Source organism: Microbacterium sp. IEGM 1404, assembly GCF_030056775.1.
Classification (GTDB): domain Bacteria; phylum Actinomycetota; class Actinomycetes; order Actinomycetales; family Microbacteriaceae; genus Microbacterium.
Genome location: NZ_JASHKP010000001.1, coordinates 847,492 through 863,715, shown reverse-complemented (window position 1 = coordinate 863,715; position 16,224 = coordinate 847,492). Strand labels below are relative to the sequence as shown.

At 69.2% G+C, this 16,224-nt stretch carries 15 protein-coding genes, 1 tRNA gene and 1 other RNA gene; 8 read left to right on the top strand and 9 right to left on the bottom strand.

Annotation, left to right across the window (positions count from 1 at the left end; genetic code table 11):
- Genes QM517_RS04375 through QM517_RS04365 form a run of 3 tightly spaced genes read right to left on the bottom strand, consistent with a single transcriptional unit; the run spans position 1 to position 4,576 of the window.
- Positions 1–2,991, bottom strand: coding sequence for a bifunctional [glutamine synthetase] adenylyltransferase/[glutamine synthetase]-adenylyl-L-tyrosine phosphorylase (locus QM517_RS04375; RefSeq protein WP_283285456.1), 2,991 nt, complete (start codon positions 2,989–2,991; stop codon positions 1–3).
- Between the two features lie 10 nt (positions 2,992–3,001).
- Positions 3,002–4,342: a glutamine synthetase family protein gene (locus QM517_RS04370; protein WP_077051485.1), complete on the bottom strand. Its 1,341-nt coding sequence runs from the start codon at positions 4,340–4,342 to the stop codon at positions 3,002–3,004.
- A gap of 27 nt (positions 4,343–4,369) precedes the next feature.
- Positions 4,370–4,576: a hypothetical protein gene (locus QM517_RS04365; protein ID WP_283285453.1), complete on the bottom strand. Its 207-nt coding sequence runs from the start codon at positions 4,574–4,576 to the stop codon at positions 4,370–4,372.
- Positions 4,577–4,674: 98 nt separating this feature from the next.
- Here QM517_RS04365 and ppgK point away from each other — a divergent pair, with 98 nt between their 5' ends.
- Positions 4,675–5,460 carry a polyphosphate--glucose phosphotransferase gene (gene ppgK, locus QM517_RS04360; RefSeq protein WP_077051487.1) on the top strand — a complete coding sequence of 262 codons (786 nt, stop codon included), beginning with the start codon at positions 4,675–4,677 and terminating at the stop codon, positions 5,458–5,460.
- Between the two features lie 62 nt (positions 5,461–5,522).
- Here the strand turns inward: ppgK and rnpB are convergent.
- From rnpB to QM517_RS04345, 3 genes are all read right to left on the bottom strand, one after another.
- Positions 5,523–5,887, bottom strand: an RNA gene (gene rnpB / locus QM517_RS04355) — RNase P RNA component class A.
- Between the two features lie 28 nt (positions 5,888–5,915).
- Positions 5,916–7,625, bottom strand: coding sequence for a bifunctional 3'-5' exonuclease/DNA polymerase (locus QM517_RS04350; RefSeq protein ID WP_283285808.1), 1,710 nt, complete (start codon positions 7,623–7,625; stop codon positions 5,916–5,918).
- A 6-nt stretch (positions 7,626–7,631) separates the two neighbouring features.
- On the bottom strand, positions 7,632–8,360 hold the full coding sequence (locus QM517_RS04345; protein WP_283285452.1) for a zinc ribbon domain-containing protein: 729 nt from the start codon (positions 8,358–8,360) through the stop codon (positions 7,632–7,634).
- A 90-nt stretch (positions 8,361–8,450) separates the two neighbouring features.
- Between QM517_RS04345 and QM517_RS04340 the strand changes: the two genes are divergently transcribed.
- The 7 genes from QM517_RS04340 to QM517_RS04310 all read left to right on the top strand — a co-directional run bounded on the left by QM517_RS04340 (position 8,451) and on the right by QM517_RS04310 (position 11,102).
- A complete protein-coding gene (locus QM517_RS04340; protein ID WP_283285451.1) occupies positions 8,451–8,594 on the top strand; it encodes a hypothetical protein in 144 nt (47 codons plus the stop codon).
- The gene (locus tag QM517_RS04335) at positions 8,591–8,920 is read left to right on the top strand and encodes a hypothetical protein (RefSeq protein WP_283285450.1); all 330 of its coding nucleotides are present in this window, start codon (positions 8,591–8,593) and stop codon (positions 8,918–8,920) included. Before QM517_RS04340 ends, QM517_RS04335 begins: the two co-directional genes overlap by 4 nt.
- Positions 8,917–10,191 carry a hypothetical protein gene (locus QM517_RS04330; protein WP_283285449.1) on the top strand — a complete coding sequence of 425 codons (1,275 nt, stop codon included), beginning with the start codon at positions 8,917–8,919 and terminating at the stop codon, positions 10,189–10,191. The genes QM517_RS04335 and QM517_RS04330 overlap by 4 nt, the downstream gene beginning before the upstream one ends.
- A 37-nt stretch (positions 10,192–10,228) precedes the next feature.
- Positions 10,229–10,301: transfer RNA gene (locus tag QM517_RS04325), tRNA-Val, on the top strand.
- A gap of 29 nt (positions 10,302–10,330) precedes the next feature.
- A complete protein-coding gene (locus QM517_RS04320) occupies positions 10,331–10,510 on the top strand; it encodes a hypothetical protein (RefSeq protein WP_283285448.1) in 180 nt (59 codons plus the stop codon).
- Between the two features lie 65 nt (positions 10,511–10,575).
- Complete coding sequence (locus QM517_RS04315; RefSeq protein ID WP_283285447.1) at positions 10,576–10,848, top strand: hypothetical protein; 273 nt, start codon at positions 10,576–10,578, stop codon at positions 10,846–10,848.
- Positions 10,845–11,102, top strand: a complete 258-nt coding sequence (locus QM517_RS04310; protein WP_283285446.1) for a hypothetical protein — start codon at positions 10,845–10,847, stop codon at positions 11,100–11,102. The genes QM517_RS04315 and QM517_RS04310 overlap by 4 nt, the downstream gene beginning before the upstream one ends.
- A 61-nt stretch (positions 11,103–11,163) precedes the next feature.
- Here the strand turns inward: QM517_RS04310 and QM517_RS04305 are convergent, their stop codons facing one another.
- From QM517_RS04305 to QM517_RS04295, 3 genes are all read right to left on the bottom strand, one after another.
- A complete protein-coding gene (locus QM517_RS04305; RefSeq protein WP_283285445.1) occupies positions 11,164–13,239 on the bottom strand; it encodes an acyltransferase family protein in 2,076 nt (691 codons plus the stop codon).
- Between the two features lie 93 nt (positions 13,240–13,332).
- Positions 13,333–15,330 (bottom strand): hypothetical protein, encoded by a 1,998-nt coding sequence (locus tag QM517_RS04300; RefSeq protein ID WP_283285444.1) that lies wholly within the window; start codon positions 15,328–15,330, stop codon positions 13,333–13,335.
- A 197-nt stretch (positions 15,331–15,527) separates the two neighbouring features.
- Positions 15,528–16,223 carry a hypothetical protein gene (locus QM517_RS04295; RefSeq protein WP_283285443.1) on the bottom strand — a complete coding sequence of 232 codons (696 nt, stop codon included), beginning with the start codon at positions 16,221–16,223 and terminating at the stop codon, positions 15,528–15,530.
- Between the last annotated feature and the right edge of the window lies 1 nt (position 16,224).

The following is a 16,224-nucleotide window of genomic DNA, read 5'->3' as shown; positions in this document are numbered from 1 at the left end:
TCACCCGTAGAACAGCTTCTCGAACACGCGGCGGGCCCGCCGAGTGGCGCCGAGATAGTCCTCTTCGACCTGGGTGGCCGAGTGCGGCGGGTACTCCAGGATCCGCCCGATACCGTCGAGACGCGCGCGATCGGCGGGGAGGACATCGCTCGTCTGCCCCGACAGCAGGGTATTGGCCGAGCGCAGCCGGCTGGCCAGGTGCCAGGATGCCGCGAGCTTCTCGGCCGCGTCCGGAGCGATGAGCCCCGCCTCCACGGCCGCCTGCAGCGCGCCCAGGGTCGAGGTCGTCCGCATCGCCGGAACCGCCCGCGCGTGCTGGAGCTGGAGGATCTGCACGAGCCATTCGACGTCGCTGATCGAGCCCGGACCCAGCTTGAGGTGCCGGGCGGGGTCGGCCCCCTGCGGCAGGCGCTCGTTCTCGACCCGTGCCTTGATCCGGCGGATCTCACGCAACCCGCTGGGGTCGGCGTTCGCGGGGTAGCGCACGTCGTCGGCGAGGGCGAGGAAGTCGGCGATGAGCTTGACGCTTCCCGCGACGCCGCGGCCGCGCAGCAGGGCCTGCGCCTCCCACGACAGCGACCATCGGCGGTAGTACTCGGCGTAGGCGTCGAGGGAACGTGCCAGCGGACCACTCCGCCCCTCGGGTCGGAGCTCGGCGTCGAGGTCGAGCGGGAGCCGGTGGTCCTCGGACTGCTCGCGGAGGCCGGCGACGAGCTTCAGCGCCAGCGTGCTCGCGCGGTGCGGGTCGATGCCGTTGGCGCGGTAGACGTACATGACGTCGGCATCCGATCCGAAGCCGATCTCGCGCCCGCCGAAGCGTCCCATCGCGATGACGGAGAAATCGAGGGCGTCGTCCTCGGGCGGGACGACCTCGCGCCGGACGGCGCGCAGAGTCGCTTGGATCGTCACCTCGGTGATCGTCGACAGGGCATCCGAGAGCTCCTCGAGCGAGACGACCTCGAGGACCGCCGCCATCGCGACGCGCAGCATCTCGCGACGCCGGAGCGCTCGCACCGAGCGCATCGCGCCGTCGATGTCGTCCCAGCGGGTCTGGATGGCCCGCGCCTCCTCCTGGAGGGCCGCGCCAGAGCGGGGACGCAGGAGCGCATCGTCGTCGAGCCAGGCGACCGACTCGGGGATCCACTCCATCAGCTCGCCGATGTAGCGGGACCCTGACAGCACGCGCGTGAGACTCTCGGCGGCGCCCGCCGAGTCGCGCAGCATGCGCAGGAACCACGGGGTGTTGCCCAACCGTTCGCTGATGCGGCGGAAGACCAACAGCCCGTAGTCGGGATCGACGCCGTCGGCGAACCATCGGATCATGATCGGCATGAGGTGCCGCTGGATCGTGGACTTGCGACTCAGACCGCTCGTGAGTGCCGCGATGTGCCGCAGTGCACCCGCCGGGTCGCGGAAGCCGATCGCGGCGAGGCGGTCGCGCGCCTGCTCGGTGGAGAGCGAACGCTCCCCCTCGGGGAGGGCCGCCACGGCCGACAGGAGCGGCCGGTAGAAGAGCCGGACGTGGATGTCGCGGACTTCGCGCTTGATGCTCTCCCACGCGGCCTGCACCCCGGCGGCCGAATCCGAGAGGCCGGTCGCGCGAGCGAGGACGCGCAGGTCGTCCTCCTTCTCGGGGAGCAGCGCGGTGCGCCGCAGCCCGCGGAGCTGGAGACGATGCTCGATCAGCCGGAGCAGGCGGTAGTCGCGGCCGAACGCCTCGGCTTCGCTCCGGCCGATGTAGCCCTCGGCGACGAGCGCGTCGAGGGCTTCGAGCGTGCCGCGCTGCCGGATGCGTTCGTCGGTGAGCCCGTGCACGAGCTGCAGCAGCTGCACGGTGAACTCGACATCCCGGATGCCGCCCGGCCCGAGCTTCACCTGCCGGTTCACCTCGCTCGCGGGGATGTGCTCCGTGACGCGCTCGCGCATGCCCTGCACGCCCTCGACGAAGTTCTCGCGGGCGGCGCTGTGCCAGACGAGGGGCTGCACGGCGGCGATGTACTCGGCGCCGAGCGCGGCGTCGCCGGCGATCGCCCGCGCCTTGAGAAGTGCCTGGAACTCCCAGCTCTTCGCCCACCGGTCGTAGTACTGCTGGTGCGCGCCGAGGCTGCGGACGAGGGCGCCCTGCTTCCCCTCGGGGCGGAGGTTGGGATCGACCTCCCACAGCGGCGGCTCGATCTCGGGGCCCGAGATGCCCCGCATCGTCTGCACGGCGAGGCGCGTGCCGATGTCGATCGCGCGGGCCTCCGACACGACCTCTTCGTCCGCGCTCCCGCCGACGAAGATGACGTCGACGTCGCTGACGTAGTTCAGCTCGCGCGCACCTGTCTTGCCCATCGCGATGATCGCGAACCGGGTCGCCGCGACCTGCGCACGGGGAAACGCCGCGGGCCCGGTTCCGGCGACCCGCGACCGGGCGACGCTTAGCGAGGCCTCGAGTGCGGCGCCGGCGAGATCGGCGAGGGACGCCGAGACGACGTCGATCGCGGATGCGGGGTCGTCCTGGCCGAGGTCGTACGCGGCGATCCGTGCGAGCAGGCGCCGGTAGCGCACACGGAGAGCCACCCATGCGGCATCCGTCGCGTCGGCCGCGAAGCCCTCGTCGTCTCCGACGGATGCCAGCAGCTCGACGCGCATGAGCTGCTCGTCGGGGACGGTCAGCCCCGCGCCGGCGAGGTGGGCGATCTCATCGGGATGCCGGACGTAGAACTCGGCGAATCCGTCGGACGCGCCGACGATGTCCCACAGCGCCCGCCACGTGCCGGCATCCCCCGCAGCGGCGCGGATCGCGGCCGGGTCGCGGCGCGCGATCTGCACGAGCGCCGCGAGCGCACGGTCAGGGTCGGCCACGCGCTGCGCCAGCGCCATGGCATCCGCCCGCTCGGCACCCGTCAGCTGCTCGAGCTCGCCCAGACCCGCATCGGCTTCCTCGAGACGCGAGAAGCCGGTGCGGGCCAGGGCGGTGAGCGCCGTCGATCGATCGCCCGAGGTCATCACAGCCCGGTCAGAGCGCCTCGAGGTTGCTCTGCAGCTCGAAGGGCGTGACCTGCGCGCGGTACTGCTGCCACTCGCGGCGCTTGTTCAGGAGCACGTACTTGAAGACCTGCTCCCCCAGCGTCTCGGCGACCAGCTCGGATTCCTCGAGGTATTCGAGGGCGTGGTCGAGGCTCGCGGGCAGCGGAGCGTAGCCGAGGGCGCGACGCTCGGCGTCGGTCAGCGACCAGACGTTGTCCTCCGCCTCGGGGGGCAGTTCGTAGCCCTCTTCGATGCCCTTGAGGCCGGCTGCCAGCATGAGCGCATACGACAGGTACGGGTTCGCGGCGGAGTCGAGCGCGCGGTACTCGACCCGCGTGGACTGACCCTTGTTCGGCTTGTACAGCGGCACCCGCACGAGCGCGGAGCGGTTGTTGTGGCCCCAGCAGATGAAGCTGGGTGCCTCGTCGCCGCCCCACAGACGCTTGTAGGAGTTGACGAACTGGTTCGTCACGGCCGAGATCTCGTTGGCGTGACGCAGGAGTCCGGCGATGAACTGGCGTCCGACCTTGGAAAGCTGGTACTGCCCGCCCTCTTCGTAGAAGGCGTTCATGTCACCCTCGAAGAGCGACATGTGCGTGTGCATGCCGCTACCCGGCTGGCCGCTGAGGGGCTTCGGCATGAACGTGGCGTACACGCCCTGCTCGATCGCGACCTCCTTCACGACCGTACGGAAGGTCATGATGTTGTCGGCTGTGGTGAGGGCGTCGGCGTAGCGCAGATCGATCTCGTTCTGACCGGGACCGCCCTCGTGGTGGCTGAACTCCACCGAGATGCCGAGGTCTTCGAGCATGCGCACCGACCGGCGACGGAAGTCGTGGGCCGTACCACCGGGCACGTTGTCGAAGTAGCCGGCGGAGTCGACGGGCTCGGGACGACCGTCGGGGCCGAGCTGCGACGACTTCAGCAGGTAGAACTCGATCTCGGGGTGCGTGTAGAACGTGAACCCGGCATCGGCCGCCTTCGCGAGGGTGCGCTTGAGGACGTGCCGCGGGTCGGCCACGGCGGGCTGACCGTCGGGCGTGGTGATGTCGCAGAACATGCGCGCCGTCGGGTCGATCTCGCCCCGCCACGGCAGGGTCTGGAACGTCGTCGGGTCGGGGTGCGCCAGCAGATCCGACTCGTATGAGCGGGTCAGACCCTCGATGGCCGAGCCGTCGAAGCCCAGGCCCTCACTGAAGGCGCCCTCGACCTCGGCCGGCGCGATCGCCACCGACTTCAGGGTTCCGACGACGTCGGTGAACCACAGGCGCACGAACTTCACGCCGCGTTCCTCGATCGTCCGCAGGACGAAATCGCGCTGCTTGTCCATCGTTCTCCTCGTTCTCGGTCGGCGGGATCAGCGGCCGGAGCCGGAACCCCAGTCGGAGTCGCGGGCGTCGTCTTCGGCCCACTTCTTCGAACGTTCCTGCAGCAGCTGGGGGGCGTGCGCCGCTTCCTCCGCGGTGTCGAAGGGACCCGCGCGATCGACCGCCGGCGACTCGTACCCCTGCTCGACCTGACCGGTCTCGAGGTTGTACCAGTACTTCTTGTTGTCGTCGCTCACGATCGCTCCTTGCGTGGGTCTCGCTCCGCAGCGGACGTCTGGCGGGCGCTCTCCCGATCCTACTGATCCGGGCCCCCAGCCTGGATAGGCTGGAGGGTATGGCAACGAATGCGTCGCGTGCGGTCGGAGTGGACATCGGCGGAACCGGGATCAAGGCGGGAATCGTCGACCTGGATGCCGGTGAGCTCATCAGCGATCGGGTGAAGGTCTCCACCCCCAAGGGCGCGGAGCCCGCCGACGTGCTCGAGGCGGTGAAGGAGGTCCTGCAGACCCTCGAGGCTCCCGACGACCTGCCGCTCGGTGTCGCTTTCCCCGCGATCGTGAAGAACGGTCGGACCCTGTCCGCCGCGAACGTGTCCTCGTCGTGGATCGGTTTCGAGGCCGAGAAGTTCTTCGAGCACGGCCTGTCCCGCGACATCCACTTCGCCAACGACGCCGACGTCGCCGGCATCGCCGAGGTCCGCTACGGCGCCGCGAAGGGCATCAACGGTCTCGTGATCCTCACGACGCTCGGCACCGGCATCGGGTCGGCGATGATCTACGACGGCGTCCTCATCCCGAACAGCGAGCTCGGTCACCTCCAGCGTGCCGAGCACAAGAAGGATGCCGAGGGTTACGCCGCCTACTCCGCCATGGAGCGCGACGAACTGTCGTGGGAGAAGTGGGCGAAGCGTCTGCAGTGGTACTACGACTACGTCGAGTTCCTCTTCAGCCCCGACCTCATCGTCGTCGGCGGTGGCGTGTCGAAGCACTCCGAGGAGTTCCTCCCGCTGCTGAAGCTGCGCGCCCCGATCGTCCCCGCCAAGCACCGCAACAACGCCGGCATCATCGGCGCGGCGTCGCTCGCCGTCCCGGTGCCGGAGGCTCTGCCCGCGGTGAAGTGACCGCAGGGACCCGCGATGACGGCCGAGCGGAACGCGCTCGGTACGTCATCGACGGCTGGGTGCGAATGGGCCGGCCTGTACGCCGGGTTCTGTCCGGGGGCGTGAGCCCCGTGGACGGTCATCTCTCTCGGCGACACGTTGCCGTGCCGCTCCAGCGGCCTACCCGGGGACTCGGCGAGCCGCGTCGTCATCCCCTGTCTGGCCTTGCTCCGGACGAGGTTTACCTCGCGGGTCGTGTCACCACGACCCCGGTGGTCTCTTACACCACCCTTTCACCCTTACCCGCGCGGTGAAGCGCGGGCGGTCTGCTCTCTGTGGCACTGTCTCGCGGATTGCTCCGGGTGGGCGTTACCCACCGTCCTGCCCTGTGGAGCCCGGACGTTCCTCGGCACGGGCGAACCCGTGACGCGACCGTCCAGCCGACCCATTCGCACCGTCGAGTCTACGCGGGCGGCTCAGCCCTTCTCGGCCGTCTCGCCGATGCGCAGGTCGAGGGGGAAGTCGATCGGGAACGTCCCGAACAGCAATCGACCCGCGGATGCCGCGGACTCCCGCACCGCGTCCGCAACGGCATCCGCCTGTTCGACCGGGGTGTGCACGACGATCTCGTCATGCAGGTAGAAGGCCAGGTGCGGCACCCGCGCGAACGCCGGGCCGGACGCGGGCGCGGAGCGCGTGGCATCCACAGGTTCGAGGGCGGAGAGGCGCGTGCGCAGATCGGCGAGCCACGCCAGGGCCCATTCGGCGGCGGTCCCCTGCACGACGAAGTTGCGGGTGAAGCGACCGCGGTCGCGCGCGGCCCGGCGGGCTCGGGTTTCATCGACGCCGGATGCCTCCGCGTCGCTGGCCTGAGACTGCACCGCCCGCCACAGGTCGCCCGCGGGCGGTGAGGTCCGTCCGAGCCAGGTGTGGACCCGGCCGCCCTCTTCGCCGACGCGCGCGGCGTCGTCGACGAGCGCCATCGCCCGCGGGAACGTGCGCCGCAGCCGCGGAACCAGACGCCCGCTCTCGCCGCTGGTCGCCCCGTACATCGCGCCGAGCATCGCGATCTTGGCATCGGCGCGGGTGCCGACGGCTCCGGCATCCACGATTCCGGCGTAGAGATCGCGACCGGATGCCGCCTCGGCCAATGCCGTGTCGCGGGCCATGGCGGCGAGCACGCGCGGTTCGAGTTGCGCGACGTCGGCGGTGACGAGGGTCCAGCCCGGGTCGGCGCGGACGGCCGTGCGCAGCTGCCGCGGGATCTGCAGCGCTCCCCCACCCGACGATGCCCAGCGCCCCGTCACGACGCCGGCGGGCACGTACACCGGGCGGAAGCGGGAGTCGTGCACCCACTCGGCCATCCACGCCCAGCCGTTGGCGGTGTAGAGGCGCATGAGCTTCTTGTAGGCGATGAGCGGGGCGACGGCGGGGTGGTCGTGCTCGGCGAGCTCCCAGCGGTTGGTCGAATCGACGAGGAGTCCCGCGCGATGCAGCGCGCGCAGCAGACGGGGTTGCGAGTCGAGCGAGACCGTCGGGTCGCCGAGCGCCTCACGGACGGCGGCCGCAGCCTGCTCGATCCTCGTCGGAAGCCCACCGCCGACACGGGTTCCGAGCTGGTCCGCGAGCAGACGCTCGTGCGCGTCGACGCTCCACGGCAGGCCCGCGGCGTGCAACTCCGCAGCGATGAGGGCACCCGCCGACTCCGCGGCGGCGAGCAGACGCAGCGCCCCCGGCGTCGACGCGGCGGCTATCGCGGCTCGCTGCCGGCGATACTCGGCGGCGGCCGACTCGGCGTCGTCGGGCGGACCACTGCTGGCGGCGCCAAGGGAGAAGAGCGTGTCGGTGTCGTCGGACGTGGGGGCGGCGGCATCCCACTCCCGATGCGCGCGGAGGTCGTGATCGTCGACGACGGCTTCGGCGTCGCGCAGGACGGCATGGACGAGCCGCAGATCCCAGGCCCGGGCGACCCGGATCCCGGACGCAAGTACCGGGCCGTACCAGGTGGGGGTGTCGCTCCACACCCACCGCACGTCACCGGCCGTCTCGCGGTCGCGGATCGCGGCGGGCAGCTCGTCACGCGCGACCTCGCGCGAGCGGGCGACGGAGCCGTCGGCATCCAGGTCGGTCAACGAGATGGTGCCGGATGCCGTGCGCCCGACGACGACCTCAGTCGAGGACGCCAGGGCGGGTCACCGTGATTCTTCGGTGCGGACGAGGATCGCGCCGCACTCGGGGCAGAACACGACCTCGTCGGTCTGCGCGCGGCGGACCACGGCGATGTCGCTCGGCGGCAGCACCATGCGGCAGGCCTCGCACGCGCCCGCGCGGAGGAGCCCGGCGCCCGTGCCGCGCGCGGCCAGACGCTCGTACAGAGCGAGGAGGTCGGCGGGGATGGCTCCGGCGACCGCACCGCGGTCGCGGCGCGCAGCCTCGAGACGGTCGGTGGCCTCGGCGACGACGCGCTTGGCCTCGGCGCTGAGCTCCGCGCCCTGCGCGTTGGTTTCGGCGATCAGGGTCTCTTGCTCGGCGACGGCGGCGTCGGCGGCTTCGAGCTGCTCCATCAGTGCGATCTCGGCGTCTTCGAGGTCGCTCTTGCGCCGGGCGAGCGAAGCCAGCTCGGCCTCGAAGCCCTGCGCCTGCTTGGCGTTGGTGGCGGCGGCGAGCCGCTCGGCGTCGCGCTTCACACGCGCGTCCACAACCGCGACGTCGGACTCGACCCGGGCCAGTTCGGCCCGCAGATCGTCGCGGACGTTCGCGCGATCGCCCAGTTCTTGCGACAGCGTCGAGCGCTGCGCGAGGAGCTCGCGCACCTTCGCGGCCTGCGGCGGGTTGCCCTTGACGTGCTCGTCGCGCAGGATCCGCGCGTCGAGGTCGGCGAGATCGAGCAGTTTGCGCTGGTCTGCGGGGTCGGCATTCACGGACTCCACGCTACCCCGGCCGTCCGACACGCCGGGACCTCGATTAGCCTGGGGCCACGGACCCCCCCACCGATGAATGGATGCCATCCGATGACCTGGAGCATCGATCACGCTCATGCGCGCGGTATCCGCCCTCCCGTCGACGAGATGGATGACGTGCGCGACGAGAACACCGCGATCATGGCCCGCGGCCTGCTGGGTGCGGACGAGCAGCCTGTGGGAGTCGTCCGGTGACCGCCGGGCTGCTCGGCGGCATCCTCTTCCTCGCCGGCGGGATCGTCGCCTACACCGGCACCTGGAAGGGCTGGATCCGCGTCCGTCGGGGGTTCGGCGCGACCATCGGATTCGCGTGGCTGTGGATCGGACTCGCGCTCCTCGTGGGGGCCGCGGCCCTGCTGGTCGAGTCCGCTTCGCGTCCCGCCTTCTTCGTCCTGATCGGTGTGGCCGCGGTCCTGCTGTCCGTCGGAGCGGTCGGGCTCTTCTGGCTGCCGCGGTTTCTCCTGCCCGCGTGGTTCCGGGTCCTGCGTGGCGACGACGCTCGACCGCGCGGACGGGCATGAAATTCTTCGCCGGCCGGGTCGCCCCCGAACCCGCGATCCTCATCGCGGAGACGCCGCACGCGACCGTCACCTACCCGAACTGGCTCGAGACGTCGCAGATCGACGGTGCCGACCTCGTCCTCACGCCGATCGACAGCCCCGAGGGCGTCATCCCCACCCTCGTGTTGACCTCGGTCGCCGGCGCGGCTCCCTTGATGGATGCCTCGACGGCCGCGTTCCATGCCGCCCGGGCCCGGCACCCCGGGTCGTACGTGCTCGCGGTCGACCTGTGGCATCCGACGCGCGACGACTCCGCGCCGCGCGGACGGCGCATCATCTTCGTGTACCGCGCGGAGAACGGTCAGGACGTGGTCGTCGCTGAGTGGGTGTGGGCCACCGGCACGCACCACGTCCACCTATCGGCGAGCTGCTCCCCTTCGCAGTGGACGGGGTGTTCGCCGGTGTTCGACGGCATCGCCGCTCGGCTGACGCTGACAGCCGACCCGGCGGACGTCGCCGAGGCGGCCGGCGCGACGGGCGACGCGCCGCTCGATGCGGCACTGTCCGCCCGGGCGGGTCACCCCATCGAGTCGCTCGACGGGATCTCTGCCCCTACGTTCCTCTCGGCGGCCCCGCGCGTCTCGACCGAGGCCCTGCAGGCGCTCCTCACCGGAGCGACGAAGGCGCGCATAGGCGCGGCCTACGGCATCCTGGCCCGCGCCGACCGCGGCACCTCTCGGGCGCGGGAGCTGCAGAATGCCGGCTGGATCGACGGCGAGGGTCGACTGACGCGCGAAGGCGGCGCCGCGGGCACGGCTCTGGCGGCGAACCGGCCCGTCGTGACCGTCCAGACACGGCGAGCCGATCGGGCCGCAGTGCTGGTCGCCTACGCGGGTCCGCGCGGAGTGCTCGTCCTGCACGATCCTCCCCTCACCGAGGCGTCGGCGACGGAGGGCGCTGCGCGCCACGCGGTCGTTCTCGACCCGGATCACGTTCCCACCTTCGTCTCGGCGTGGCTCGGGCTCACCCCGGGCTGGCCGGTGAGCGAGGAGGACGAGCAGATCACGGTCGCCGACCTCGCCGCGCACGTAGCCGCCGCCGACCCGGCCGTCGAGCCGTGGACCGAGGTGCTCTTCCGCAGCGAGGACGGCCAGCTCGCCGACGCGATCTCCCCCTCGCGGGGCTGGCTGCACCTCGGGCCGCCGGTCGACGGCATCCATCCCCTCCGCGCCGAGCCGACGGCCGCCGTGTTCGACGCGCTGGCGGCGTCGGTCTCGCGCGCCCGCGCCTGAGGGCGCCGACCGTCTCGGGCTAGACTCGAGGCATCCAGGGCCTTTAGCTCAGCTGGTAGAGCGCCACGTTTACACCGTGGATGTCGTCGGTTCGATCCCGGCAGGGCCCACCCCTCTTCTTCGCCGATAGCCTCGCTGCATGAGTGGACGACGCTGGGCCGGCATCCTCGTCATGACGCTCGTGCTCGTGACGTCGACGGTGTTCGCCGTTTCGGAACTGTTGGCGGGATCCTTCCCGCGGCACGCGGTCGGCGCGATCGTGGCTTCGGCGGTCGGTCTGGTGCTGTTCTGCAGGCCACGGGACGAGCCGGAGCGCTGATCGCGATGGACTCTTGGGCGTGCGCGACGGCTTGCGTCCGGGCGCACAGCTGACAGGGTGGTGCCATGGCGTCCCTGATCCAACAGCGGCTGGCGATCGAACGCATCCGCGTGCGAGCACTATGGATCGTCTGCGTCAGTGCCGGAATGTTCGTCCTGGGGTGCGCACTCGTCCTGAGCGGCACGACGAATTCGTTCTCGATTCCCCCTCTGGTCATCTGGGCCGGCGGGATCGTGACGGGCATCGTCGAGATGCGACGATATCGCCGCGCACTCCGCGAGTTCGAGGCGGAGCATGGGGTCGGTGCGGGCGACCAGACGTCGGGCACCGACTCGTGACGGCGCCTCATCGGGGCGCGAAGCTCCACGGGCGCACCTTCCGACAGCACGGGGTCGCGCTGGTCGTGTTCTCGCTGTTGTTCGTCGGATTCGTCGTCCTTGCGCTCCTCAGCGTGGATCTGCTCTCCGCAACCCCGATTCGCTGGTTCGTCGCCGGATTCCTCCTGCTGTCATCCGGGCTGACGGCCGCGTGGGAACTGCGCCTGGTTCTCCTCATGCGGCGAGGCGCGACCGACCCTCAGCGCACGAGCTGACCCTCGGTTGACGATGTCCACGCGGCGTCTCGCGTGGGTGGGCGATGGCGGGACGCGATCGTCATCGGTCTTTCGCATGGGTCGGAAGCGCACCCTGGATGGCGAGGGTCAGGCGCGGGCCCAGCGACGCGGCGAAGCTCGCGGTGAGGTGATTGGGGTCGCGGTACGCATTCCGGTTGTCGACCACCGGGCTGCAGATCGCGTCATCGCAGAAGACATCCGTGTTGTCGAGGACGTGAACAGACGGCCGCGCCTCCGCCGCGCGCGTCAGCGGATCGGGGGCAGGGGCCGCATTCTCACGCGACACGACACAGTCGCTCACGGTGCGGTTCAGCAGGCAGAGATTCGGATTGGTGGGGAAAGCGGGGTTGTCGACCACCGCGACGATCGGAATCGCGGCAACCGACGGACTGTCCCAAGCGCCCTCGAATCCCGCAACGGCCGCGTCCGTTCGGGACGGATAACCCGCGACGGAATACTGCGTGCCCGAATAGGCCGAGGTGACGATCACCGCTGGTGTTTGAGTGAGCAACCAACTCGACAGGTTCTCGCGCCACTGATCGCACACGCGTGCGAACGGAACCTCGGGGCCCAGCTTCGCCGTGCTCCACGGGCACCCACCCTTGAGCTCCGTCGTCAGTCGCCACCCTTCGCGGTCCGCGATGTCGGCGAGGACGTCGATGTACTGGAATGCGTGGCTGTCTCCGATCAAGAGCACGACGGGCGCCGCGGGGTCGTCCGAACCGAAGGTGCACGTGCGCGGTCTTGCGTCGTCGAACTGAGCGAGGCACTCCGGTGAATCCGGTGCATCCATGCCCGCGATGCTCGCTGCGGGCGCGAACCCGTCCGAGGAGAGGGCGCCGCAGGCATCCACGGATTCGTTCGATGGTGTGGAGCACATAGTCGGATCGGCGCGGAGATCCGCGAGCGCGGACCGGGCGCTGAGGTAGTGCGGGAGATTCGTCGCGGCGAGTCCGATCGTGAGGACCACGACGGCCGCCATCGCCACGCCGCCGACGGCCAACGTTCGGCGGGGGCGGGCGCGAACGAGCCAGGGCCATGAGCGAAGCGGCTCTTCGACGAACCGCTGAGTCAGCCAGGACAGAAAGACGGTCACGAGGAGCAGCGCCGTTGTCTGAGCGATATCCCCGGACCACCACGGCAGCGCGGGAACCAGCAGGATCAGCGGCCAGTGCCAGAGGTACAGGCTGTAGGAGATCTGCCCCACGAAGGCGAATGGCTGCACTGAGATCAAGCGAGTCGGAAACCACCATGACCCGCCCGTGGTGACGGCGAGGATGAGGGCAGTCGACGCGACGGGCAGAAGCGCGGCGTATCCCGGGAAATGGACGGCGTCACTCATCATCGTGAACGACACGGCCAACCCCGCGAGGCCGAGCCCGCCGCAGATCATTCGGCTGGTCGAACCTCGCGCACGCAGCCGGGGAACGAGCGCCAGCATCGCCCCGGCCCCGAATTCCCAGACGCGGGTGAAGGTGGCGAAGTAGGCCGCTGCGGGATTGACCTCGGTGAACCACACGCTCGCCCCGAAGCTCGTGAGCGAGATCAGCAGTACCGCACCGAGCATCCCGGCAGGACTCCGGCCGTGGAGACGGCGAGCGAACGCCACGCCGGCCAGGAGCGCCAGAGGCCAGACGACGTAGAACTGTTCTTCGGCCGACAGCGACCAATAGTGGCGGGCGAACGTCGGACTGTTCGAGTCTCCGAAGTAGTTGGCGGACGTCGCGACGAGGTGCCAGTTCGCCACGTACGAGGTCGCGGCCACGATCTCTTTCACCCGAGCGGGGAGCGCCGACAGCAACGCGAGCGACGGGCTGGAGATCACCACGGCGCAGAAGCCGAGCACCAGCAGCGCTGCGGGCAGCAACCGACGCACGCGCCGTGCCCAGAACGCCGCCAGACGCACCGTGCCGGTGGCGACGAGCTCGCGTCGGAGATGTCCGGTGATCAGGAAACCGGAGATGACGAAGAACACGTCGACGCCCACGAAGCCGCCCGGCAGCGCGGACGGCCAGAGGTGGAAGGCGACGACGCCCAGCACAGCTATCGCCCGCAGGCCTTGGATGTGGGGAACGAAAGACGGCTGATCGGTGCGCGGGGGCGATGAGGTCGACACGCGCGAAAACATCTCATGTGAACATGCCCTCGCTGTGCGGGTCGCCGACGGAGAGGGAAGGGTGATGCGTCGGTCGTCACGACCACCCGAGGGTCACACCTCGAACCAGGCGGCCCCGACCCCGTCGGTGAACAACATGAAGCTCCTCATCTGTCCCGTCCCAACGAAGGACGGGCTGGAGGGACGCAGAACGATGTTTCCGGAGACGAGGGATACGCTTCCTCCGTCGCTGACGACACGTACGACCTGACCCGAGTACGCATCGGTGAAGTTCGAAAATCGAACTTCACTGCTCAGCTTGATCGTTGCTCTCCCCGCGACGGACACGCCACCGTCAGCATCCGGCGTGAGAACCGTCGACACCTCCTGCGACCACGGCTCGATTGACAGCGCCGACAGGAGCTGGGCACGGTCAACCTGCTCGTAGCGGACGGCCTCGATGTGTCCCGGGTCGCCGTTCACTGTGGTCGGTAGGCCGTACCAATGGGGATGCCAGCCAGAAATCCGATTTCCGTTGCCCACCCCCAGCCCGATGGTGGCGAGGGATCCGGGAACTGCGTCGGCGTCGTCCGTACGCGCAGGGAAGTAGATGACCGGATCGAGGATGCGCGATGCTCCGCCTCGAAACCGGAAGAGGTCAGCGCGCGCCTGCTGCAGCGGGGCGCCGACCCCTCCTTGATCTCCAGTGACCCCGTCGTGGATGGTTCGGGCTACGGAGAAGCGACAGGCGGACAGAGTGACGTCATCGCCGAGATCGAAGCAGGCAGGTTCACCGTCGGCATTGCCACAACCGTTGAAGTCGCAACTGGTAAACGTCGCGTCGGAGCCGGCGAACCATCGTTCGCCTCCACCATCGGGCACCGTGAAGTGACAGGTATTGAAGGACACAGACGTTTTCGCCTTCTCGGATTGACTCCCTACGTAGCCCCTCTCCTCGATCCTGATGTGGGTCGGGTGCGTCCCCTCGTGCGCGTATGTGTTCTGGACGAACATGCAGGACGAGAAACTGATCTCGCTGACGCGCTCCGCGGCCGCGTAAGCAGGCGCTGACAGGCCGATCTGAATCGGCGACGCGACCGAGGAGGTTCCCCACCCGTGCTCGAACTTCGAGCCAAGAAAGTCGACGTGCCGAGTACCACGATCGAGGAACAGTTCGAGGGTGCAGAACTCGATATGGCATCCGATAAATCTCAAAGCGTTGCAGTTCTCTCGAAGTCGCCCCTCGGAGTCCCGTTGGCTGATGAGAGCGAGGGCGTACGGCTGAGGCTCGGCGTCGCTCATGCGAGCGCACCACCCGATGTTCACCTGAAGGAAGGTTGAATCCATGACCCCCTCGAGACGAAGCCCTTCGCGACGGAAGCCGAAGATGGAAACTCGTTCCAGCGTGATCTCCTGCGCTTCATGAATCAGCATGCCTACCCGATCGCTCACGGTGAAAGCCTGGAGCGGGTTGCCGTCGCTCTGGATACTGAGCCCCCGGATCGTGACGCGTTTGAGAAGATCTCGACTGACCCCGGACGAGTCAGGGCTGCCGAGGTAGACAACCGGACTGCCCGCGGTGTCCGAACCGGTGTAGTCCTTTGCAACGAGGACCGCACCGTCGGCCTCGACGAGGATGCGAACGGACCATTCGCCGAACTGGCGGCCGACATCACCCTCGAGATCCGAGAGATGTAAGTCGGCGGCGGTGACGGAGAGGTCCCACGTGTCTATCGGATAGAAGCCGGGCGGAACTCGCAGGGTCACCCCCGCGACCGGCTCTGAGACACTGTCGAGACCGGACGACGGCGAGGTTTGCATGAACGAGATCGTTCGAAGCCGCTCGAGCGCTTGTTTCCACGCCTGACGGAACACGCGGGAATTGATCCGTGCGCGTCGCGCGTACTCGAGTTCGTCGAGTGATCCCGTCGACAACGCATAAGGCACGCCTCGCAGCGCCCCCGACACTGTGATGGTCTCCATTGCAAACTCGCCATCGTCCACCTCGGCTGCAGAGGCGGGGTTTCCTTGAATGAGCGCAGTCAGACCGGCTGCCACTCCTGCGCCTGTGAGCAAAGTCCGGCGGTGCAGACGCCCGTTCAGTGTTTCCATGTGACGGAGAGTGCCAGTCTCGGGGAGCCTCCAATCAACTCGTCGCCACGGATTCCTTGCCAACCCGTGGAGTCCTCAACCCGACCGAGTCGTGGGCAACCGCGAATATCACCCTCAGGCGGACAACCAGAAGACGCACTATCGCCCTGTGCGTTTCGAGTTCCCATCCCGGCGGCTTCCCGGCCGCGTCGACGGATTCAGTTCAGGATGTTCACGCTGCGCGCGATCACCAGCGCCAGCAGCACGAACCCGGTGATCGCCTGCACCATCATGAACAGCTTCGCGCGGATGCTGAGGGGCATCACGTCGGTGGGGCTGAACGCCATCGCGTTGGATGCCGAGAAGTACAAGTAGTCGATGTAGCCGGGCGCCCAGTCGGCGGTGTTCGAGGAGCGGCGCTTCACTTCGCTCACGGCATCCCCGTCGGAGTCCTGCGGGAACTGGAAGTCGGCCGGCTGCAGTTGGTCGCGGGGGTCGCGGCGTCGGGCGACCGGACCGCCGCGGTCCATCTCCCAGTAGACCGCGCCGTAGCCGATGACGTTGATGGCCCACACCTGCGCGGCGCCGAGCAGGGTGACCGCGCCGCTCCCCTGGCCCGTGAGCAGTTGATGGACGAGCAGGACGAACGCGACCTGATTCGCCGCGAGCAGGATCGACACGAACCCGAGCGCGAAGGCACGCCCGATGCGCGAATCCCGGTCGAAGCGCGTGGGGTGCGCGATGAGCATCGCGATCGTGCACAGCAGGCTCGCGCCCATGACGACGTAGCGGAGTTCGCCGGACACGTCGCTCGGGAGCACGGCGTACAGCACCGTGCCCAGGGCCAGGCAGATCAGCACCGGCCAGCGGTGCTCCGGCCGCGTGCGGAACCCCGCGTACTCGCTCGACGTCACG